The sequence below is a fragment of the Pseudomonas sp. GW823-FHT01D03 genome, from assembly GCF_058798255.1.
The window spans coordinates 399,233-418,679 of the sequence record NZ_JBXAKK010000001.1 but is presented as its reverse complement, the minus strand read 5'-3'; the positions used below and the strand labels follow the sequence as shown (position 1 = coordinate 418,679).

The window sequence follows — 19,447 nt, the reverse complement described above, 5'->3', positions numbered from 1 at the left end:
CCCCTAGACCAGCGCTAGCAATGTGCGCTGAAAGGGTGCGTTGCACGGGGCGCCCTTTCAACACTTCAAAGCATAGCAACGGCTTCAGGGTTTGCTGGCGCTTGAGGCTTGCGTTCGTCCGCTTTCCCAACCGCCGCCCAGGGCGAGGAACAAATCGATCTGGCTCATGGCGACCTGGGTGTTGGCGGCGGCCAGTTGCGCGGTGACGTCGGTGTAGGTGCGGGTCGCCTGCAGATCGGCGAGGAACGACTCGCGCCCGGCCTGGAAGAAGCGGTGGGTCTGGTCCGCCGCCAGTTTTGCCGATTGCTCGGCATCGGCCAGGGCGTCGCGGCGTTGCAGCAGCGAGCTGTACTGGGCCAGACCGGTCTGGGTTTCGCGGATGGCGTTGAGCACCACGCCGTCGAAATGCGCCAGTGCGCCCTGGGCCGATGCTTCGGCTTCACGGATGCGCGCGCGGGCGCCGTTGGTCGGCACTTTCCAGCTCAGCGACGGGCCGAAGCCCCAGCGGTTGGTCGATGGATCACCCAAGTCGTCAATAAGACCGACGGTGCCGATGGTCGCGCCGATACTGATGTCCGGGTACAGCTCGCCCGTGGCGACGCCGATGCCCGCTGTCGAGGCCGCCAAGCGACGTTCCGCCTGACGGATATCGGGACGACGCTTGAGCAGCGCAGCGCCATCACCCACCGGCACCAATTGGGCGATTTTCGGCAACTCGGCACAGGTTGCGGTGCCGGCCGGCAATTGCTCGACCGGTTTGGCCAGCAGCATCGACAGGCGGAACAACCCGGCCTGACGCGCTGCCTCATAGCGCGGCAGGTCGGCGCGCAACGACTTGAATTGGGTTTGCGAACGGGTGACCTGGGTCTCATCGCCACGCCCGGCATCGCGCAGACGCTGGATCAGCGTGGTGCTCTGCGATTGCAGATCGAGTGAATGCTGGGCAATTTCCCGCTCTTCGTTGGCCGCGCACACTTGGGTGTAGGCGCGAACCACGTCGGCCACCAAAGTGATGCGTGCGGTGTCAGCCGCCGCTTGCGTCGCATCGGCGTTAGCTTTCGCGCCTTCGATACCGCGTTGCAGGGTGCCCCACAGATCGAACTGATAGGACGCGCTGATGCCAATATCGCCGACGTTGTCGACCGGGACTTTCTCCGGCAGCAAGAACGCCTGACCGGATTCCTGCAGACGCTGCGCGCCCATCTTCACGCCTGCGCTCCAGCCACCCGCCGCTTCGGCCTCATCGACTTGCGCGCGAGCCCGTTGAAGGTTCGCCGCCGCTACACGCAAATCAGTGTTGGACGCCATGGCTTGCTGCACCAGTTGATCCAGACGTGGATCCTTATACAGCCGCCACCAGTCAGCCGGTACCGGCGCTGACACCACCGGTTTGCCTTCCACCGCCAGTTCGCCCTGAAAGTCCTTGCGCTGCACCGCTGCGTCAGCGGGCAGCTGATAGTCCGGCCCGACCATCTGACAGGCCGAGAGCATCACGCCCAACCCGGCGATCATCAGGGCCTTGTTCATTGCACGGGCTCCTGCGTTCTGTCGTCGATGATCGACACGGTCGCGGTACGCCCGGCGATCATGCGGAAGTCTTCCGGCACCTCGTCAAAGGCGATACGCACCGGAATCCGCTGCGCCAGCCGCACCCAGCTGAACGCCGGGTTGACGTTCGGCAGCAGGTTGTTGCCGCTGGTGCGGTCGCGGTCTTCGATACCGGCGACGATGCTTTCGACATGCCCGCGCAGCCTGGCCTTGTCGCCGATCACGCGGATATCCACCGACTGCCCGACATGAATGCCGTCGAGTTTGGTTTCTTCGAAATAGCCGTCGATGTGGAACGAGTTGCTGTCGACCACCGACAACACCGGTCGCCCTGCGGTAACGAACTCCTGCACTCGCGGCGCGCGGTCGTTGACGTAGCCGTCCACCGGGCTGCGGATCACCGAACGATCCAGGTTGAGCTGGGCGCTGTCCACCGCCACCAGCGCTTCGGCCAGCGCCGATTGCGCCCGGGCGACTTTCGACTGGCTTTCTTCCAGTTGTTCGGCCGGCACCAGGTTGCCCAGGCCACGGTTGCGCTTGGCTTCACGCTGCGCCTGGGCGAGGGTTTCTTCGCGATCGGCGACCGCGGCTTTAGCCTGACGCAGAGCCAGTTTGAAACGGTCCTGGTCGATGCTGAACAGCACCTGGCCGCGTTTGATCAACTGGTTGTCCTTGACCTCGACCTGCTGGATCAACCCGGACACGTCCGGGGCGATCTGGATGATGTCGGCACGGATGTGGCCGTCGCGGGTCCACGGCGCAAACATGTAATACATCACCATGCGCCAGACGAGGACGACGGCAAAAGTCACGATCAGCAGGGTCAGGACCACGCGACCGATAGTCAGAAACGGTTTTTTCATGTCATCAGGTATCGACTGAGTGAGTCCACGCCGTACAGCAGCACGGCGTAGAGCGCCACGTTGAACAATGCCCGGTGCCAGACCAGACGGTAAAAGTGCACACGCGTGAGCACGCCGTGCACCAGCAAAAACAACACATAGGTGATGCCCATCAGCACCAGCAGGGTCGGCAGGAAAATCCCGCTGATATCCAGATCACCGATCATAGTGGCGCTCCATCGGGCAGCGGTTCTTCGGCATCGCCGGTGCTGACGAATTCCACGCCGGGCAGCAGCGCCAGGCGCAAACCGCTCAGGGCATGCAACAGGTTTAGCCGGGTTTCTTCGTCGCCGTGGCCTTTGAGCGCGCGGCGCGCGCGGTCCATCGTCATCAGCAACGGACTCGGCGCAGGCAAGCGTTCGCCGGCCTTCAGACACGCGCGGAAATACTCGCCGACCTCAGCCACCACTTGCTGCAGCAGGGCCTTCGGCGCGCCGCTGACCCGTGGCGTGTAAGCCAGCAGATCGAGCAGGTTCAGGCCGACGCGCACTTCACGCATGGCAATCCCGGTGTCCTGGCCGGTCATGGCCAGACGCGGCAAGTGCTGCATCAGACGATCGAGCAACTGCACGCCCAGATGCCGATGTTCGGCCAGATTGGCCGGCTCGGTCATGCGCACGATGTCTTTCCAGCTGAAGCGGGTCAGACGTTTGGCGGCCAGCTCGACGCCGAACGGGCGGGCGATCAGGGTCCAGATAAACGCGAACAACAGGCCCAGAGGGCCGGCCAGGTTGGAGTTCACAAAGGCGAAGAAGTCCGCGTCGTACGCGCCCTGAATGCTGATGAACGACGAGGTGTTGACCAGCGTCAGGAGCATGCCGAGGAAGAAGCGTGGCTGCACCGTCAGGGTACCGACACAAATGAACGGAACCGCAAACGCCAGTACCAGCATGGGGAAATCGTGCAGGTTCGGCAGAATCAGAAACAGATAGAGACTGGCGAACAGCACCGACATTCCGGTCCAGAAAAAGAACCGGTAGATCTGTGGCGCCGGGTCGTCCATCGAGGCGAAGAAACTGCACGCTACCGCCGCCAGAATCACCGCGCTGCCACCGTCCGGCCAGCCGAGCAGAATCCACAGCACCGAAGCGACGATGATCGCCAGAACGGTCGAGGCCACCGAATACAGCATCATCCCGCGGTCGAGAAACGGCGTCAGCCGCCCGAGGCGCCAGTGTCGGTAAACCGCGCGCCAGCTGTCCTGGCGCTCGCAGAGAATCGCGTCCTGCAGACTGCGGCAGTCCTGCCACAGATCGATGAATTCGCCGAGGCGATAAATCGCGTTGGAGAACAGCAATTGCTTGCGATCTTCCAGCGCCTCGCAGCTTGGCTGCAGGGCCTGAAGTTGATCCTTGAGCGCCTGCCACCGATCAAGATCGGCGTCGTTATGGCCGAGCCATTGCTGGGTCGCGGTCAGCAGCGGGGCAAACTTTTCCACCAGTTCCGGCGTGCGCCGTTCGAGGGCGTAGAGCGAGTCTTCCAAAGCGTCGATCACCGGCAACAGGTGAATCATCCGCCCGCGCAGTTCCTTGGTGTTGCGCACGGTTTGCGGTCGCGCGCCTTCATGGGGCAACTGGCCGATCATCAATTCGAGACTGTTGAAATTGGCTACCATGGCCATGCGCAGCGCGGCGATCTGTTCCGGCTGCACGTCGCGGCTGAGAAACTTCAGGCTGTAGGTGGTGGCGTCGGCGAACCACTTGCCCACCGCGTCGTTGAACACCGGCGCCAGACGCCGCGGCCAGAACATCGCGCCGACCACCGCCGCCACGGCGATGCCGAGAAAAATCTCTTCGGTGCGCGCCTCCGCCACGTCCCACACCGCCAGCGGATTATCCACCGTCGGCAAGGCAATCAGCGGCAAGGTGTAGCCGGCCAGCATCAGTGCGTAGCTATTGGCGGTACGCAGGTGCAGCGACAGGAACAGCAAAATCCCCGTCCACAAGGCAATCACCACCACCAGCACATAGGGACTCTGTACGAACATCGGCACGAACAGCACCGCCGCCGCTGCCCCGAGAAAGGTACCGATGGCGCGGTACAGCGCCTTGGAGCTGGTCGGCCCGAGAAACGGGCTGGAGACGATGTACACCGTGGCCATCGCCCAATACGGACGCGGCATTTGCATGAGCAAGGCGATGTACAGCGCAATCATCGACGCTGCAAAGGTACGAACCCCGTAGAACCAGTCACGGGCAGGCGGGATGCCAGAGAAAAAACCGTTCAAGAATTGATCACCACAGGCGGATTGGCCGCCTCAAAAGCTCGCAGTACCCGAAGCGTAGCCTCCAGATCACTCTGGTCGATGCCTTCAAGCACTTCATGACGCAGACGTACCAGCTCGCTTTCCACCGCTTGCACCAGCTCACGGCCGGTGTCGGTCAGGCTCAGGCACTTGGCCCGGCGATCCTGCGCATCTTCTGTGCGGCAGACATAGCCGGCGTGGCACAACTGATCGAGCAGGCGCACCAGCGACGGACTCTCCATCCCGGCTGCCTGCGCCACTTGCACCTGACGCACACCCTCGCCCAACCGCCCGATCATCAACAACGGCACGGCGCAGGCTTCGGAGATTCCATAGTTGACCAGCGTGGTCTGGCAGATCTTCCGCCAATGCCTGGCGGCCACCACCATGGCACTGCTGATGTTCATCTGGAGAGCGTCGAGGGAATTCGGCACGGGAAAATGCACACTGTTAGTTTGCTAACTATCAATATCGCATTGGCGGGGAATTTCAGTCAAGTTTTGAAACAAATAGGTTGTCAGGGAAGAAAAAAACGCCGAGGTCTGGACGACTCAGCGTTTTTTGGCTTTCTCATAGACACTGCTGCGCTCGCGTTTTCCCACAGCGACTACCGAAACGACGATTCGCTCATCTATCACTTGGTAGACCAGACGGTAACCAGAAGCCTTCAGTTTGATTTTGTAGCAGTCAGGCATTCCATGAAGCGCATCAGCCGATACCCTTGGTAGCGATAACCTTTCAGCGAGCTTTTTCTTGAATTGATCTCGCAACGTATGACCCAGCTTGTTCCACTCCTTATGAGCAGACGGCAGAAATTCGAGCTTATAGGTCATCCAGGCTTACCGAAATGGGTGTTTCATGACTGCGGGAACGGACGATCTCGGCCAGTTCCAAATCATCAAGCCGCTCCATCATGGCTTCGTAAACATCGGCTGGCACCATGTAACCCATGACGCGATTATGGTTCAGCACAGCCACAGCACCACCCTGTGCGCCACTCAACACTGCTGACGGATTTTTCTTCAATTCGGAAACGCTGACCGCCATATCGGCAAGAACACTTTGCATAATAAAAGACCTCAATTGAGGTCGTGATATTGGTCTATTTAGAATTTTCAGACAACCGCAAAAACGATCAGCCGCTAAATGGTTGCCAAATAGTCATCCCTCCCGCCCCTTGCGCAACAACACATTCAACTGATCCACCACCTCCGCCCAATCCGCATCATCAAGAATCTCATCACGCAAAAAATCCGCCTGGCTCTTGCTCCAGAAAAACGCGTCCGCCAGGTGCAGCTCGGGTTTGAGGGGTGAATGGGTGGCGATGAATTGATCAATGCTGGTCGGGTCGTCGCGCAGTCCCAGTTGTTTGAACAGGGACGGCAGGCTGTGGGTGGGCTGTTCCATGGAGGAATCCTTCAAATGCGTCGGATGGGAGATCATTCGCGAGCAAGCCCGCTCCCACAGGGGAACGCGATCAACCTGTGGGAGCGGGCTTGCTCGCGAAGGCGTCGGCGAAAGCGCTACAAAACTTAATGACTCAACTCCCGCACCTCGGCATGCGGCACCATTTTCAGAAACTCGGGCATGCTCATGTGCAGCAGGTAGTTGTGGTTGCCAGCTTCCAGGTAGATGTCTTTCTGCCGGGTCAGCAGCGGGTCGATGACCATGTCCAGGCCATAGGAATCACCGAGCGGCGGCACCGCACCGCGTTCGCAGTCATCGAAGATATGCGCCAGGTTGCTCTCCCGGGTGATCTGCCATTCACCGCGGTTGCGCACTTTGCTCAAGTCCAGATGCCGACTGGCCGGCAGCACGGCCATCAGGTAATGCCCGTGGTGGTGGTCGAGGATCACCGACTTGGCCACACGTTCGGCGGGCACCCCGGAAACCCGCGCGGTTTCCAGGCTGCTGGCCGAGTGGCGGTGGGCCACGACGTCATATTCGCAGTGCGCCCGATTCAGGCTGCTCTGCACTTTTTTTGCCATACGCATGTTGCACCTCGGTGTCACGCTGAACGTTGTGCCTGTTCTGCTGAGTCTAGTCCGGCAAGGCATTGGCGAAGGGAAATCCGCTCACTGGACACATCTGCTCATTGAGCAGAATTCATCCAGCGCCAGGCTCAACTAGACTTAAGGAAACACCCCCATGACTCTCCCGGAGGGTCACGTGAACAGTCGATGTTGCACGTTTTTCCTGATACTGCTGGCCAGCGGCTCGGCCCTCGCGGCTGACGGCCCGCTGACCGCATTCAATCCGCTCGGCCTGTGGCTGATCACCCTCGGGATTGCCTTTCTGATCGCCGAAGCCGCGCTGCCCAACTACGGGGTGATCGGCCTCGGCGGGATCATCATGTTCGTCATCGGCGCGCTGATTCTGGGCAACGCCGAGTTGCCGGTGCCGATGATCATCGGCCTCGGCCTGCTCAGCGCCCTGCTGCTGATCGCATTGATCGTCCGCGCCTTGAAAACCCGCCCGCGCCACGCCGTCAGCGGCGATGCCGGGCTGGTCGGCAGCGTGACGGCGGTGACCACCGTGCAAGCGCAAAACGCCTATAACGGCTGGGTGCAATTGCAGGGTGAACACTGGCAAGTGCACAGCACGACACCGCTGCACGCCGGGCAATCGGTGCGTGTGGTCGGGCGTAAGGGCTTATTGCTGAAAGTCGCCGCGACTGACGCGGTGCGACACGGAGAGTGATCATGGGTCTGCAAATCGGTTTCGTTGCACTGCTGCTGTTGGTCATTGTGCTCGCCGGGTCGACCTTCCGCATCCTGCGTGAGTACGAGCGCGGCGTGGTGTTCCAGCTCGGGCGCTTCTGGCAGGTCAAGGGCCCCGGGCTGATCCTGCTGATTCCGGTGGTGCAGCAAATGGTCCGGGTCGACCTGCGCACCGTGGTGCTCGACGTACCGCCACAGGATGTGATCACCCGCGACAACGTCTCGGTGAAGGTCAACGCGGTGCTGTACTTCCGCGTGCTCGACCCGCAGAAGGCGATCATTCAGGTCGAAGACTTTCTTTCGGCTACCAGCCAACTGGCGCAGACCACCCTGCGCGCGGTGCTCGGCAAACATGAGCTGGATGAACTGCTGGCCGAACGCGAGCAGTTGAACATCGATATTCAGCAGGTGCTCGACGCTCAGACCGATGCCTGGGGTATCAAGGTGGCCAACGTCGAGATCAAGCACGTCGACCTCAATGAATCGATGGTGCGCGCGATTGCCAAACAGGCCGAAGCCGAACGTGAACGCCGGGCCAAGGTGATCCACGCCGAAGGCGAACTGCAAGCCTCGGAAAAACTCATGCAGGCCGCCGAAATGCTCGGCCGCCAGCCCGGCGCCATGCAGTTGCGCTACATGCAGACCTTGAGTTCGATTGCCGGCGACAAGAGCTCGACGATCGTCTTTCCGTTGCCGATCGAGTTGCTCAAGGGGATGGCGGATTTGTCGGGCAAATCCTGAGCCTGCGATCACCCGCCCGTCTTATCGGCGCTCGGTACCCTCACATACAAGCGTGCAAAAGCACCGCCTGCATGGACATCGCTCTGCCGTTGCCAGCCTTCAGGCAACGCCGCAAACTCATCGGGTTCATCCAGCGTGCCGATCAGCCACATCCGCGTGCTGCCCTTGGACACGTCGCCAAGCTGATCGAGGAAAACCTCTTCGCCGACCAATGTGCCAAATCCGTAGGCATTGGGGCGCGTGGAACGCCCGTCCGCCGCAGGTGGCGTATACAGGCGGATCTGCGCATCGGTGCGGTTGTAATAGATGTAGCTGAGGTACCACATCATGTCGCTGGTAACGATCCGGTCACCCTCGGTGAAGTGTCGATTGACGTAGTCGACCAGCACGCTGAACTGATCATTGCTGTCGACCGTGGCGTTGTTCTTCACACCCACCAGTTCGACCCCGACGAACAGCACCAGAATCGCCAGCGCCAGAACGCGAGAGCCTGTGTACAGCCGATCGACCGCCAGCGCCACCAGCATCGGCAACCCCAACGCATAGGCCGTCACGTAACGCTCGATGAACACCGGCGAGATGAACGACACGCCAAACACCAGCAGAATCGGCACCACGCTGTAAGACAGCAGCAACAGGCTGCCGCGAAACACACTGCGATCACGTCGCAACGCGACGCCGATCACCCCCACCAATGCCAGTGGCAGCAGCCAGAACAGCCACGCGGGCAAGGACAAACCGTCGTCCTGAATCAGCAACGACCAGACCATCGACGGCAACGAAACGAGGGTCACCGGATCTTCCCAGCCTATGTCATTACTGGCCTTGAGTTCCGGGATGTGCTGCAGCAGATCAAGCAGGTTGGGCACCCACGGCATGTACAGCAACGCGATGCTCAAGTTGGCCAGCCACCAGGCCGGACGCTGAATATGCCGCAGCCGATACCCCGGCTGCACGCGCACCGCCGTCAGATACAGCCAGTGGCTGATCACGCACAGAACAGTGAAATAGTGGGTGTACAACGCTGCCGTCATCAGCAGCGCATAAGCCACCAGAAAACGATGCCGCCGCGGCTGCCGGACCCAGTAGACCAGCGCAATGGTCGCCGCGATCAGCCACATGCCGAGCAGCGCATACATGCGCACTTCCTGGCTGTAGCGCACGGCCGTGGGCAACAGCGCCAGCAGCAAACCGGCCAACAGCGCGGCACGACGGGTGGCAAGCAGATCCACCAGCCACACACCGAGGCCGACGGTAATGATCCCCGGGACAGCGCTCATCAGGCGAATCGACAGGATGCCGTCACCGAACAGCCCGATCCAGCCGTGCAGCAACATGAAATACAGCGGCGGGTGCACGTCATGGGCCGCATGCCCCCAGATCTCAGGCAGGGAAAACCGGCTGAGCAGAACACTGGAGCCTTCATCGAACCAGATCGACGCGGCCGTCAGGTCATAGAAACGCACCGCCGCCGCCAGCAGCATGATCGGCAACAGCCAGTGTTCCCGGGCCCAACGAATCAGGCGCAAGGCAACCAACCATGCTCCGGGGACAGCACGTGGATCCTGCGTGTCGCCGACCGGCGTTTCTCTGTGTGCCGCCATTGCGTCCTCTTGCTGTGCCGGAATAACGCGAACGGATGGAGCCGAAGCTTTCCGTCACTTTAGGTCAGCCACGGGAGGGTCGTCGATGGCGGTGTGCGCTTTCACGACATCCGGCACCCCGGCCCATGCAAAAACTGCCATCGGCATTTTCAGTTCACGCCATCAGCGTTGCGCCATCCCCTCCGCCGGATACACCGACTCCCAGCCCCCGCCCAACGCCCGGTACAACCCGACCATCGCCAGCGAAACGCCGGTCGAACTTTCCACCCACTGCTCCTGCGTAGTGAGCAACGCGCTCTGCACGGTGAGAACGTTGACGAAATCGACCACGCCTTCGACGTATTGCTGTTGCGCGGTGCGCAGGGCTATCTGGTTCTGGCGTACGGCTTCGGCGAGGCTGTCGCGGCGGCGTTGACTGGCGTTATAGGCGGTCAACTGGTCGTCGATTTCGTGCCAAGCGCGCAGCACGGTCTGCTGGTAGGCGATGGCCGCTTCCTGTTGCTGGGCTTCGCGCAGTTGCAGCATGCCGCGCAGGCGTCCGCCGTCGAACAGCGGCAGGCTGAATTGCGGGCCGATGCCGAACGCGCGCGAGCCCCAGGAGCCGAAATCGCTCAGTTGCATCGCTTGCGATCCGAGGTTGCCGGACAGGGTGATGCGCGGATAGAAATCCCCTTTGGCCACGCCGATGTTGGCGGTGGCGGCATGCAGGCGCGCCTCGGCCTGCCGGATGTCCGGACGGCGTTCGGCCAGTTGCGACGGCAGGCCGATAGCGACTTGCAGCGGTGACTGCGGCACCGCTGCGTCTGTGGATAACTCCTTGGCCAAGGCTTGCGGTGGCTCGCCCATCAACAGACTGATCGCGTTGATCAGTTGCGACTGACGCTGCTCAAGGGCCGGCAGGCGCGATTCGATGGCGGAAACCTGCGCGGCAGCTTCGGCGACATCCAGATCGGTCGCTACACCGTCGTTGAGGCGTAGTTGCGACAGCTTGAGGCTGTGCCGGGCGACGTCGAGGTTCTGCTCGGTGACCGCGCGGGTGTTCTGCACGCCGCGCAGCTGGATGTAGTTCTGCGCGGTGTCGGCCAGCACTGCCAGCAGCACACCGCGTCGGTCGTTTTCGGCGACTTCGAGGTTGGCATCGGCGGCTTCGGTTTCGCGGCGCACGCGGCCCCAGAAATCCAGTTCCCAGGAGGCGGAGAAACCGGCGTCCCACAGGTTGAAAGCGGAATCGCCGTTGTGTCCGGACGGGTCATTCAGGCCTTCGCCACTGTTGCGTTTACGCGCGTAGCTGCCGGTAGCGGCGGTGTTCGGGTAGCGATCCGCGGTGATCACCTGGCGCGCGGCACGGCTTTGTTGCAAGCGGCTGCTGACCCGTTGCAGATCGAGGTTGCTGTTCATCGCCCGCTGGGTCAGGGCCGAGAGTTGCGGGTCGTGGAAAACCTCCCACCAGCGTTCGTTAAGCGGTTCGCTGACGGCTTGGCTGGGAGCGGATTTGGCGGGCTTGGCCCAGTCGGCGATCTGTGTGGCTTCGGGCTTGTGGAAGTCGGGGCCGACGGTGCAGGCGCTGAGGCCAAACAAGCTCACCATGACAAGTGACTGAAACAGACTTTTGTGGCGAGGGAGCTTGCTCCCGCTCGAGTGCGTAGCACTCGCGATTCTTGGGGTCGCTTCGCAACCCAGCGGGAGCAAGCTCCCTCGCCACAGGTTTTTACCCAGAATCATCGCTGAGTCACCTCGCGCTCCGCCGCCGAGCTGCCAGTATCGATACTCGCCTCCACCGACATGCCCACACGCAAACGCTCGGCCAATGGCTGACCCGGCTCAAGCACGATTTTCACCGGAATCCGCTGCACGACCTTGGTGAAGTTGCCCGTGGCGTTATCCGGTTTCACCGCGGCGAAGGTCACGCCGGTGGCCGGGGCGATGCTTTCGACGCGACCGCTCAAGGCCTCGCCGCCGAGGCTGTCGACGCGCACCTGCACCTGCTGCCCCGGCTGCACGTCGGTGAGCTGGGTTTCCTGGAAGTTGGCAACCACATACGCCTGCTGCAACGGCACCACCGCCAGCAGCTTGCTGCCCGGCGTCACATAGGCGCCGACGCGCACCGCGCGCTCGCCGACCATGCCGTCCTGCGGCGCGGTGATGCGCGTATACGACAGCTCGAAACTGGCGATTTCCAGCGCCGCTTGCGCATGCTTCAGATTGCCTTCGGCGGCATCGCGCTGCGCCGTGAGAATTTCCACCTGCTTGCGCTCGGCCGCGAGTTTCGCGCTGGCGGTGTCGAGCCGAGCGCTCGCCTGATCGATGCGCGTACGGGCCTGTTGCGCATTCTGCACCGTGCCGGCACCCACGCCGGCGAGGTGGTTGTAGCGATTGAGCTCCTGCTGGGCGAACGCCATTTCTGCCTTGGCCGAGACCACCGAAGCTTGCGCCTGAGCAATCACCGAGGTCTGCCGCTCCAGCGTGGCCTTGGCATTTTGCAACTGAGCGCGGGCGACCAGGGTTTGCGCATCGGCCGCTTCAGCGGCGGCGCGCAAATCACGATCATCGATCAACGCCAGCAGTTGCCCGGCCTTGACCCGCTGGTTGTCTTCCACCAGCACTTCCTTGATGAACCCCGCCACGCGCGGCACCACCAAGGTGAAGTCGGCGGAAACGAACGCGTCGTTGGTATTTTGCTGGGTACGCTTGCCGAACAGTCCCGGCACCGCCAGGTACAGCAACACGCCAACGGCCAGTGCGGCCGCCACGGCCACCGCGAGTTTTTGCTTTGCTTGAGTCGTCATAAAAACCTTCTGTTTCAGTACAGCCATCAGGTCGGCGCGCGCGGTGGAAAGATCCGCGTCGGCAGCCAGAAAATCAGCAGAATCAGCGCCACCGCGACGCCGGCCATGCACACATAGAGATCGGACGAAGTCAGCACCACGGCCTGTTCATGCAGGCGGTGGGCGAGCCCCGGATCGCTGCGATCGGCCAGCGGTGAGTTGCCGAGGTTGTCGATCAACATGGTGGAATGGAAATGCAGGCGCGCGGTGGTCAGCGCCTCGATGACTCCGGTGGCGATCACCGCCGCCAGGCCTTTCACCGTGTTGAACCACGCCGAGGCGAACGGCCCGTCCTGCGGCTGGATGCTGCCGGTCGAGAGCATCAACAGCGGCAACACCGACATTGGCTGACCGAAAATCTGCAGCCATTGCAGGACGTAGAAATTGTCGCGGATCCACTCCGAGGTCAGCAGCGAGCCACCCAGGCAAGACAACGTCAACATGCTCAAACCGATGCCGAGCACCCAGCGGCAATCGACCCAGCGCAGGTTGCACAGCGCCGCCACCAGCGGCAGCGCGATCAACTGTGGCAACGCGGCGATCAGCATGATCGGCGCGGTCTGCACCGGGCGATAACCCTGGACCTGCGCCAGATAGCTCGACGGAATCAGCACCACCGCCTGCAACACCACCAGCACCCCGGCCAGGGTCATCAGTGCGAACGCCAGGTTGCGGATGCCGAGCATCTGCAACTTGAAAAACGGAATCGGCTGCGACCACTCATTGATCAGAAACGCCACCAGCAACAGCGAGCCGGCGCCGAGCAAAGCGCAGATCAGGCTCGACTCGAACCAGTCCAGCCGATTGCCCTGGAGCAAGCCGATCACCAGCATGCAGATCGCCGGGAAGCCCAGCAGCAGGCCCTTCCAGTTGAAGGTCTTGAGGCGCTCCAGGCGCAGCGGATCCTGCGGAATGCCCCAAGCGACCATTGCCATGGCAATCAGGCACGGCACGATGATTTGCCAGAACGTCCATTGCCAGCCGACGTACTCGCTCCACAACCCGGCCAGCGGCGTGCCGAGTCCTGGGCCGAAAGTTGCGGTCAGGGCATAACCGGCCAGGCCGTAGAGTTTGAAATTGGCCGGTAGAAAACGCAGGGCGACGGTCATCAGCATCGGCGGCAACGCGCCGCCGGCCAGCCCTTGCAGGGTGCGCATCAGCAGCAGGCTTTCGTAGTTGGGGGCGAACGGGCACAGCACGCCGAGCAGCGTGAACAGGCTGATCGCGCAGAGGGTGAAACGGCGCAGCGAAAAGGTCACCGAGCACCAGGGCGCGAACGCCATCGCCGCCACCGAGGTCGCGGCGTAGCAGGACACCAGCCAGGTGCCTTCGTCATAACCGATGTTCAGCGCGCCACGGATGTCGGCCAGCGCGACTTTGGTCACCATCTCGTTGAGGCCCGAGACCAACACGGCGAGCAGCACTCCGACCAGGCCGGTGATGATCCGCGCGCCGAACACCGGTGGCGCAGCCGCCGTCGCCGGACTGGCCGCAGCGATGGGCGCCGGGACCGTCAGGGATGTCATGGATACACACTCCGGAAGGAAAAATACCGGAGAATTTTAGTAAGGCTTACTGCTGACGAAAATTGACTTATTGGCAGGTTATAAGTGCGTCAGACACAACGATTTCCCTGTAGGAGTGAGCCTGCTCGCGATGGCGCCATTTCAGTCGATACTTTTGGCGACTGATACACCGCTATCGCGAGCAGGCTCACTCCTACAGAGATTGCGTTGTTTGTGGGATCAGGGTTGCGCGGCCAGCCACGTCTCGTCGCAACACGCCTTGAGCGTTTCACGCAGCCAGCGGTGCGCCGGATCCTTGTCGAAACGCGGGTGCCAGGCCTGGGTCAGCATCAGCGTCGGCAACGGGATCGGCAGGTTGAACGAGCGCAGTTTCAAGCCGAGTCGGCGCACGCTGAGCAACGCTTCCTTGGGCACCGGCAGGATCAGGTCGGAATCGGGCAAGGCAAACATCGCCGCATGGAAACTCGGAGCGATCACCGCCACCCGCCGCTCCAGACCCAAGGCGTTCAACGCGGTGTCGATGGGGCCGCGAGCAATGCCACGGCGCGACATGCTGATATGCGAGTAACCGGCATAGCGCTCAGCAGTGATTTCGCCGTCGAGCAGTGGATGATCCTCTCGCACCAGGCCGACGAAATGCGTGGAGAACAGGTTCTGCACTTTGACTTCCGGGGTTACCGGACGGGTGTTGCTGACACTCAGATCAATCCGTCCTTCACGCAGCGCTTCATCGTCGCCATCACCCTCGGGGACGAAGCGCAATTCGCAGTGCGGCGCCTGCTGGTCAAGGGTGTCGAACAGCTTGCCGCCGTACACGCCGATGAAAAAGTCGTTGGCGCGGATGCTGAAGCGCCGCCGCAAAGTGCCCAGTTCCACGCTGTCGGCGGAGCGAAACAGCAGCGCCGCCTGCTCCACCACATCGCGCACCTGCTCGCGCAATTCCAGGGCTTTGGGAGTTGGCACCAGGCCACGACCGGCGCGCACCAGGATCGGATCGCCGATCGCCTCGCGAATGCGCGTCAGCGTACGACTCATGGCGGCAGGGCTGAGGTTCATCCGCCGAGCGGCGCCGACCACACTGCCCTCGTCAAGCAAAGCGTCGAGGGCGACCAGAAGGTTCATGTCCGGGAGTTGCATGCTGAGCACTCTTGGCTGATCTGGATTGATTCAGGCGCAATGCTAGCAAACATCCTTGAAACCGGTGATGCATGAACCGACGCCTTCGCGAGCAAGCCCGCTCCCACAGGGGAAACGCATTTCAAAATGTGGGAGCGGGCTTGCTCGCGAAGGGGCCAGTGGGAGCACCACAAATTACCGCTGCATGCCCCAACGCTTCACCGTCACCCGCTCCAGCGTATCGAACACCAGATTCTCCACCAGCAACCCGATCAGGATCACCACCGCCAACCCGGCAAACACCTTGTCGGTGTACAGCTCGTTGCGATTCTGGAAGATGTACCAGCCCAACCCGCCCTTGCCACTGGTGGCACCGAATACCAGCTCGGCGGCAATCAGCGTGCGCCAGGCAAACGCCCAGCCGATTTTCAACCCGGCAAGAATCGACGGCAGCGCTGCCGGAATCAGGATGAACAGCACAAAACGCATGCCCTTCAGCCCATAGTTACGCCCGGCCATGCGCAGGGTTTCCGAGACACCGAGAAAACCGGCGTAGGTGTTCAACGCCAGCGCCCACAGCACCGAATGCACCAGCACGAAGATCAGGCTGTTCTGCCCCAGCCCGAACCAGAGCAAGGCCAGTGGCAGCAAGGCGATCGCCGGCAACGGGTTGAACATCGAGGTCAGGGTACTCAGCAGATCCCGGCCAAACTGGGTCGACACCGCCAGCGTGGTCAGGGCGAACGCCAGCACGATGCCGATCAGATAGCCCTTGATCAGCACCACCAGCGATATCCACACCTTGCCCAGCAACTCACCGCTGAGCAGGCCGTCGTACAGCGCATGACTGGTCTGCAGAAAACTTGGCAGCAGCAGGTCGTTGTTCTGCACCCGGGCGATCACCTCCCAAAGGATCGCCAGCAGAATCAGGATCAGGCTTTTGCGCAGCCAGCCCTGTTGCCACAGGCGTTGGCCCAGCGGCAGTTCGCGCTCGAGCGGCACGCTGGTCAATGGTTCAAGGACGGTTTCAAACTCTTGTCGTACAGACGATGGTTGGCTCATCGGGCAATCCTCCAGAACGCTCAATAAGCGATACGAATGTCGTTGAAGTGGTGGTCACGCTCGGTTTCCGGCGACTGGCCTTCATCGAACAGCAAACGGTGAATGCGCCGCGCCGATTCCTGAAACGCTACACCGCCAAGGCTTTGCAGATCGTATTGATGGCTGTGCACTTCGGCGCGTACTCGCCCCGGATGTGGCGACAGCAGCAGGATGCGATTGCCGACCACCAGCGCTTCTTCGATCGAGTGCGTAACGAACAGCAAGGTGAAGCGCACCTCTTCCCAGAGCAGCAGCAATTCTTCCTGCATCTTGCGCCGGGTCAGGGCGTCCAGCGCGGCGAACGGCTCGTCCATCAGAAGGATTTTCGGCTGCATCGCCAGCGCGCGGGCAATCGCCACCCGCGCCTTCATGCCGCCGGACAAAGTGTGGGGATAGGCGTCGGCGAATGCCGCCAGACCGACTTTTTCCAGGTAGTGCAGTGCACGTTCTTCGGCGTCTTTTTTGTTCAAGGTTCGCGAGGCCAGCAGCGGAAACATCACGTTCTGTTTCACGGTTTTCCACGGCGGCAGTTGATCGAATTCCTGGAACACCACGATCCGGTCCGGACCCGGTCCATCGACCCGCTGACCTTGCAGGCGAATCTCGCCTTCACTCGGGGCAATGAACCCGGCGGCTGCCTTGAGCAACGTCGACTTGCCGCAGCCGGACGGTCCAAGCAGCACGAAGCGATCCGCCGGATCGATTTCGAAACTGACCTGATGCGTGGCGCGCACCACCCGTTGCGGGGTGCGGTATTCGAGGCTGACATTATCCACCGCCAGCAGCGCTTGCGTACTGGCGATCGGGTTGCTGGCCGCGTGGCCTTGCAAAGGGGCATTCATCTCGATCAGCTCCCCTGCAGCGGTTTGGCGTCCTGGAAGAAGTAGTCCTTCCACGACTCCGGTTTGTTTTTGATCGCACCGACGCGGTAGAGGAATTCGGCCAGTGGATAAGTATTTTTCGGCGTGACACTGAATTCGAACTGCGGGTTGTCGATGATTTTCAGCAGCTCGGCGCGGTCGATCTTGGCCTTGGTCACGCGGATGTAGGTGTCCGCCGCTGCGCCCTTATTGTTCTGCGCAAATTGCGCGGCTTCGGTCAGCGCTTCGACGAAGGCTTTGTAGGTTTTCGGGTTGTCGTTGCGGAATTTCTCGGTGGCGAACAGCACGGTTGGCGTGTTCGGCCCGAGGATGTCGTAGGAGTTGAGCACCACGTGCACGTTCGGGTTCTGCAGCGCCTGATCCTGGAACGGCGGGTTGGAGAAATGCCCGGTCAGTTCGGTGCCGCCGGCGATCAACGCAGAGGTCGCATCCGGGTGCGGAACGGCGATGGTGTACTTGTCGAGGCGGTTGAATTCCTTGTCACCCCACTGCTTGGCCGCCGCGTATTGCAGGAAGCGCGACTGCACCGACACGCCCACCGCCGGCACCGCAATGCGGTCCTTCTCGGTGAAATCGGCAATGGTTTTGACCTTGGGATTGTTGCTGACCAGGTAGTACGGGAAGTTGCCGAGCGAGGCGACTGCCTTGACGTTCTGCTTGCCGTGGGTGCGATCCCAGATGGTCAGCAACGGGCCGACGCCGGCGCCGGCAATGTCGATAGAGCCGGACAACAGCGCATCGTTGACCGCCGCGCCGCCCGAGAGCTGCGTCCAGTCGACCTTGATGTCGAGGCCTTGCTGCTTGCCGTACTTCTCGATCAGGCCCTGATCGCGCACCACGTTGAGCAATAAATAGACAATCCCGAACTGTTCGGCGATGCGGATTTCACCTTCGGCGTGGGCCACGGTCGGCGCCACCAGGCTGCCGGCAATCAGACTGAAACCCAGGCCGATGGCCGCCGCTAGCGGTGCAAATGGAAGACGTTTGGACATGATCGAATCTCCGGCAAATCAGAAAGGCGCGTCGCCCTGGATGGTCGTGCGATACAGCTTGCGGCGCAGGTGCGCGGGGCAGCCGACGGCGAGGTGGATCAGCGAACGGTTGTCCCAGAACACCATGTCGTGGGGCTGCCACTGATGGCGGTAGATGTTTTGCGGCAGCACGCTATGGGCGTAGAGCTCGGCGAGCAGTTGCTTGCTCTCGTCTTCCGGCAGGCCGACGATGCGGGTGGTGAAGCCTTCGCTGACGAACAACGCCTTGCGGCCGTTTTCCGGATGGGTACGGACGATCGGGTGCACCACTTCGGCGACCTGGGCCAATTGCTCCGGAGTCAGGGTCGGGCGCCAGTTGCCTTCGAATTTGGTTTCGCTGTAACGCGCGGTGTAGGAGTGCGCAGCGGAACGGCCTTCCACGGCTTTACGCAGCGCTTCGGGCAGGTTGTCCCAGGCGTTGTGCATGTCGGCGAACAGCGTGTCGCCGCCCTCGGACGGCAACTCCTGGGCATGCAGCATCGAGCCGAGACTCGGCAGCTCTTTATAGGAAAGGTCGGAATGCCAGAACTTGCCGGCATCGCCGAGACCGATGTTCTGGCCGTTCTCGACAATGTTGGAAACGATGAGGATTTCCGGGTGATTGGCCAGCAGGAACTGCTTGAGCACGTGAATCTGCAACACGCCGAAACGACGGCTGAAATCGATCTGCTGTTGCGGGGTGATGCGCTGGTCGCGGAAGACCACGACGTGGTGATCCAGATGCGCGCGATGAATGCGCGCGAAGTCCTGGTCGTTCACCGGCCGGGTCAGATCCAGGCCAATGATCTCGGCACCGACGGCACCGCTGAACGGACGAATTTCAAAGGTTTGCGGCGCGGCGGTCGCGGCGCTTGGGGTGGCAGTAGCTGCGGACATCTTTCAATCTCCCACGCACGGCGCGCTCACAGGCGCGCACGTCGATCAGAAACTCACGCTGGATTGCGTGTTGGTTCAGGTCGTGCGGCGCGCCGATTGGTCGGCAGGTACGCAGATGGATGACTTTAAAGCTATAAGAACTGGAAATTAAATACCGTTAATGAATAACGATATGGCGGTTGGTGAGGAATGGACTGTTTAGTGAGTGACGATTTGTGTCACTTACTGACAGGAGTGTGGTGATTGGCTGGCCCCTTCGCGAGCAAGCCCGCTCCCACAGTGGATCCCGGTCGAACAGAGAACCTGCGTCCACTGAAGATCAAATGTGGGA

At 61.6% G+C, this 19,447-nt stretch carries 20 protein-coding genes; 2 read left to right on the top strand and 18 right to left on the bottom strand.

All coding sequences use genetic code 11. From position 1 onward, the window contains the following. Positions 1-84: 84 nt before the first annotated feature. The 9 genes from AC1RBR_RS01810 to AC1RBR_RS01770 form a co-directional block, all read right to left on the bottom strand. Positions 85-1,527 (bottom strand): efflux transporter outer membrane subunit, encoded by a 1,443-nt coding sequence (locus AC1RBR_RS01810; protein WP_492562703.1) that lies wholly within the window; start codon positions 1,525-1,527, stop codon positions 85-87. Beyond that, positions 1,524-2,411, bottom strand: coding sequence for an efflux RND transporter periplasmic adaptor subunit (locus AC1RBR_RS01805; RefSeq protein WP_492562701.1), 888 nt, complete (start codon positions 2,409-2,411; stop codon positions 1,524-1,526). Before AC1RBR_RS01805 ends, AC1RBR_RS01810 begins: the two co-directional genes overlap by 4 nt. Then, positions 2,408-2,617, bottom strand: a complete 210-nt coding sequence (locus AC1RBR_RS01800; protein WP_047601052.1) for a DUF1656 domain-containing protein — start codon at positions 2,615-2,617, stop codon at positions 2,408-2,410. Before AC1RBR_RS01800 ends, AC1RBR_RS01805 begins: the two co-directional genes overlap by 4 nt. Then, the gene (locus tag AC1RBR_RS01795) at positions 2,614-4,677 is read right to left on the bottom strand and encodes an FUSC family protein (RefSeq protein WP_492562700.1); all 2,064 of its coding nucleotides are present in this window, start codon (positions 4,675-4,677) and stop codon (positions 2,614-2,616) included. The genes AC1RBR_RS01800 and AC1RBR_RS01795 overlap by 4 nt, the downstream gene beginning before the upstream one ends. Beyond that, positions 4,674-5,102 carry a MarR family winged helix-turn-helix transcriptional regulator gene (locus AC1RBR_RS01790; RefSeq protein WP_047290742.1) on the bottom strand — a complete coding sequence of 143 codons (429 nt, stop codon included), beginning with the start codon at positions 5,100-5,102 and terminating at the stop codon, positions 4,674-4,676. The genes AC1RBR_RS01795 and AC1RBR_RS01790 overlap by 4 nt, the downstream gene beginning before the upstream one ends. 144 nt (positions 5,103-5,246) lie before the next feature. After that, on the bottom strand, positions 5,247-5,528 hold the full coding sequence (locus tag AC1RBR_RS01785) for a type II toxin-antitoxin system RelE family toxin (protein WP_007961475.1): 282 nt from the start codon (positions 5,526-5,528) through the stop codon (positions 5,247-5,249). After that, entirely contained in the window at positions 5,518-5,763 is a 246-nt protein-coding gene (locus tag AC1RBR_RS01780; RefSeq protein WP_204894228.1) for a type II toxin-antitoxin system Phd/YefM family antitoxin, read from the bottom strand. Before AC1RBR_RS01780 ends, AC1RBR_RS01785 begins: the two co-directional genes overlap by 11 nt. Before the next feature lie 93 nt (positions 5,764-5,856). Then, positions 5,857-6,102, bottom strand: coding sequence for a DUF2789 domain-containing protein (locus AC1RBR_RS01775; RefSeq protein ID WP_492562697.1), 246 nt, complete (start codon positions 6,100-6,102; stop codon positions 5,857-5,859). 125 nt (positions 6,103-6,227) lie between these two features. Next, positions 6,228-6,689, bottom strand: a complete 462-nt coding sequence (locus tag AC1RBR_RS01770; RefSeq protein WP_492562695.1) for an aminoacyl-tRNA deacylase — start codon at positions 6,687-6,689, stop codon at positions 6,228-6,230. Between the two features lie 175 nt (positions 6,690-6,864). On the opposite strand from AC1RBR_RS01770, the gene AC1RBR_RS01765 reads away from it, so the two are divergent. Beyond that, entirely contained in the window at positions 6,865-7,395 is a 531-nt protein-coding gene (locus tag AC1RBR_RS01765; RefSeq protein ID WP_492562693.1) for an NfeD family protein, read from the top strand. 2 nt (positions 7,396-7,397) lie between these two features. Beyond that, on the top strand, positions 7,398-8,156 hold the full coding sequence (locus AC1RBR_RS01760; RefSeq protein ID WP_150603973.1) for a slipin family protein: 759 nt from the start codon (positions 7,398-7,400) through the stop codon (positions 8,154-8,156). Positions 8,157-8,164: 8 nt separating this feature from the next. On the opposite strand, the gene AC1RBR_RS01755 is transcribed toward AC1RBR_RS01760, so the two are convergent. The 9 genes from AC1RBR_RS01755 to AC1RBR_RS01715 all read right to left on the bottom strand — a co-directional run bounded on the left by AC1RBR_RS01755 (position 8,165) and on the right by AC1RBR_RS01715 (position 19,116). Continuing rightward, positions 8,165-9,760, bottom strand: coding sequence for a glycosyltransferase family 39 protein (locus tag AC1RBR_RS01755; protein ID WP_492562691.1), 1,596 nt, complete (start codon positions 9,758-9,760; stop codon positions 8,165-8,167). Between the two features lie 162 nt (positions 9,761-9,922). After that, positions 9,923-11,347, bottom strand: coding sequence for an efflux transporter outer membrane subunit (locus AC1RBR_RS01750; RefSeq protein ID WP_492562689.1), 1,425 nt, complete (start codon positions 11,345-11,347; stop codon positions 9,923-9,925). Positions 11,348-11,478: 131 nt separating this feature from the next. After that, positions 11,479-12,546 carry an HlyD family secretion protein gene (locus AC1RBR_RS01745; protein WP_492562688.1) on the bottom strand — a complete coding sequence of 356 codons (1,068 nt, stop codon included), beginning with the start codon at positions 12,544-12,546 and terminating at the stop codon, positions 11,479-11,481. A 26-nt stretch (positions 12,547-12,572) separates the two neighbouring features. Then, positions 12,573-14,111, bottom strand: a complete 1,539-nt coding sequence (locus AC1RBR_RS01740; protein WP_253149762.1) for an MFS transporter — start codon at positions 14,109-14,111, stop codon at positions 12,573-12,575. 219 nt (positions 14,112-14,330) lie between these two features. Beyond that, entirely contained in the window at positions 14,331-15,248 is a 918-nt protein-coding gene (locus tag AC1RBR_RS01735; protein ID WP_007961495.1) for a LysR family transcriptional regulator, read from the bottom strand. 174 nt (positions 15,249-15,422) lie between these two features. Continuing rightward, positions 15,423-16,289 carry an ABC transporter permease gene (locus AC1RBR_RS01730; RefSeq protein WP_492562686.1) on the bottom strand — a complete coding sequence of 289 codons (867 nt, stop codon included), beginning with the start codon at positions 16,287-16,289 and terminating at the stop codon, positions 15,423-15,425. A 20-nt stretch (positions 16,290-16,309) separates the two neighbouring features. Continuing rightward, positions 16,310-17,170, bottom strand: coding sequence for an ABC transporter ATP-binding protein (locus AC1RBR_RS01725; RefSeq protein ID WP_492562685.1), 861 nt, complete (start codon positions 17,168-17,170; stop codon positions 16,310-16,312). Between the two features lie 5 nt (positions 17,171-17,175). After that, positions 17,176-18,201: an ABC transporter substrate-binding protein gene (locus AC1RBR_RS01720; protein WP_492562683.1), complete on the bottom strand. Its 1,026-nt coding sequence runs from the start codon at positions 18,199-18,201 to the stop codon at positions 17,176-17,178. Positions 18,202-18,219: 18 nt separating this feature from the next. Further along, positions 18,220-19,116, bottom strand: coding sequence for a TauD/TfdA dioxygenase family protein (locus tag AC1RBR_RS01715; RefSeq protein ID WP_492562681.1), 897 nt, complete (start codon positions 19,114-19,116; stop codon positions 18,220-18,222). Between the last annotated feature and the right edge of the window lie 331 nt (positions 19,117-19,447).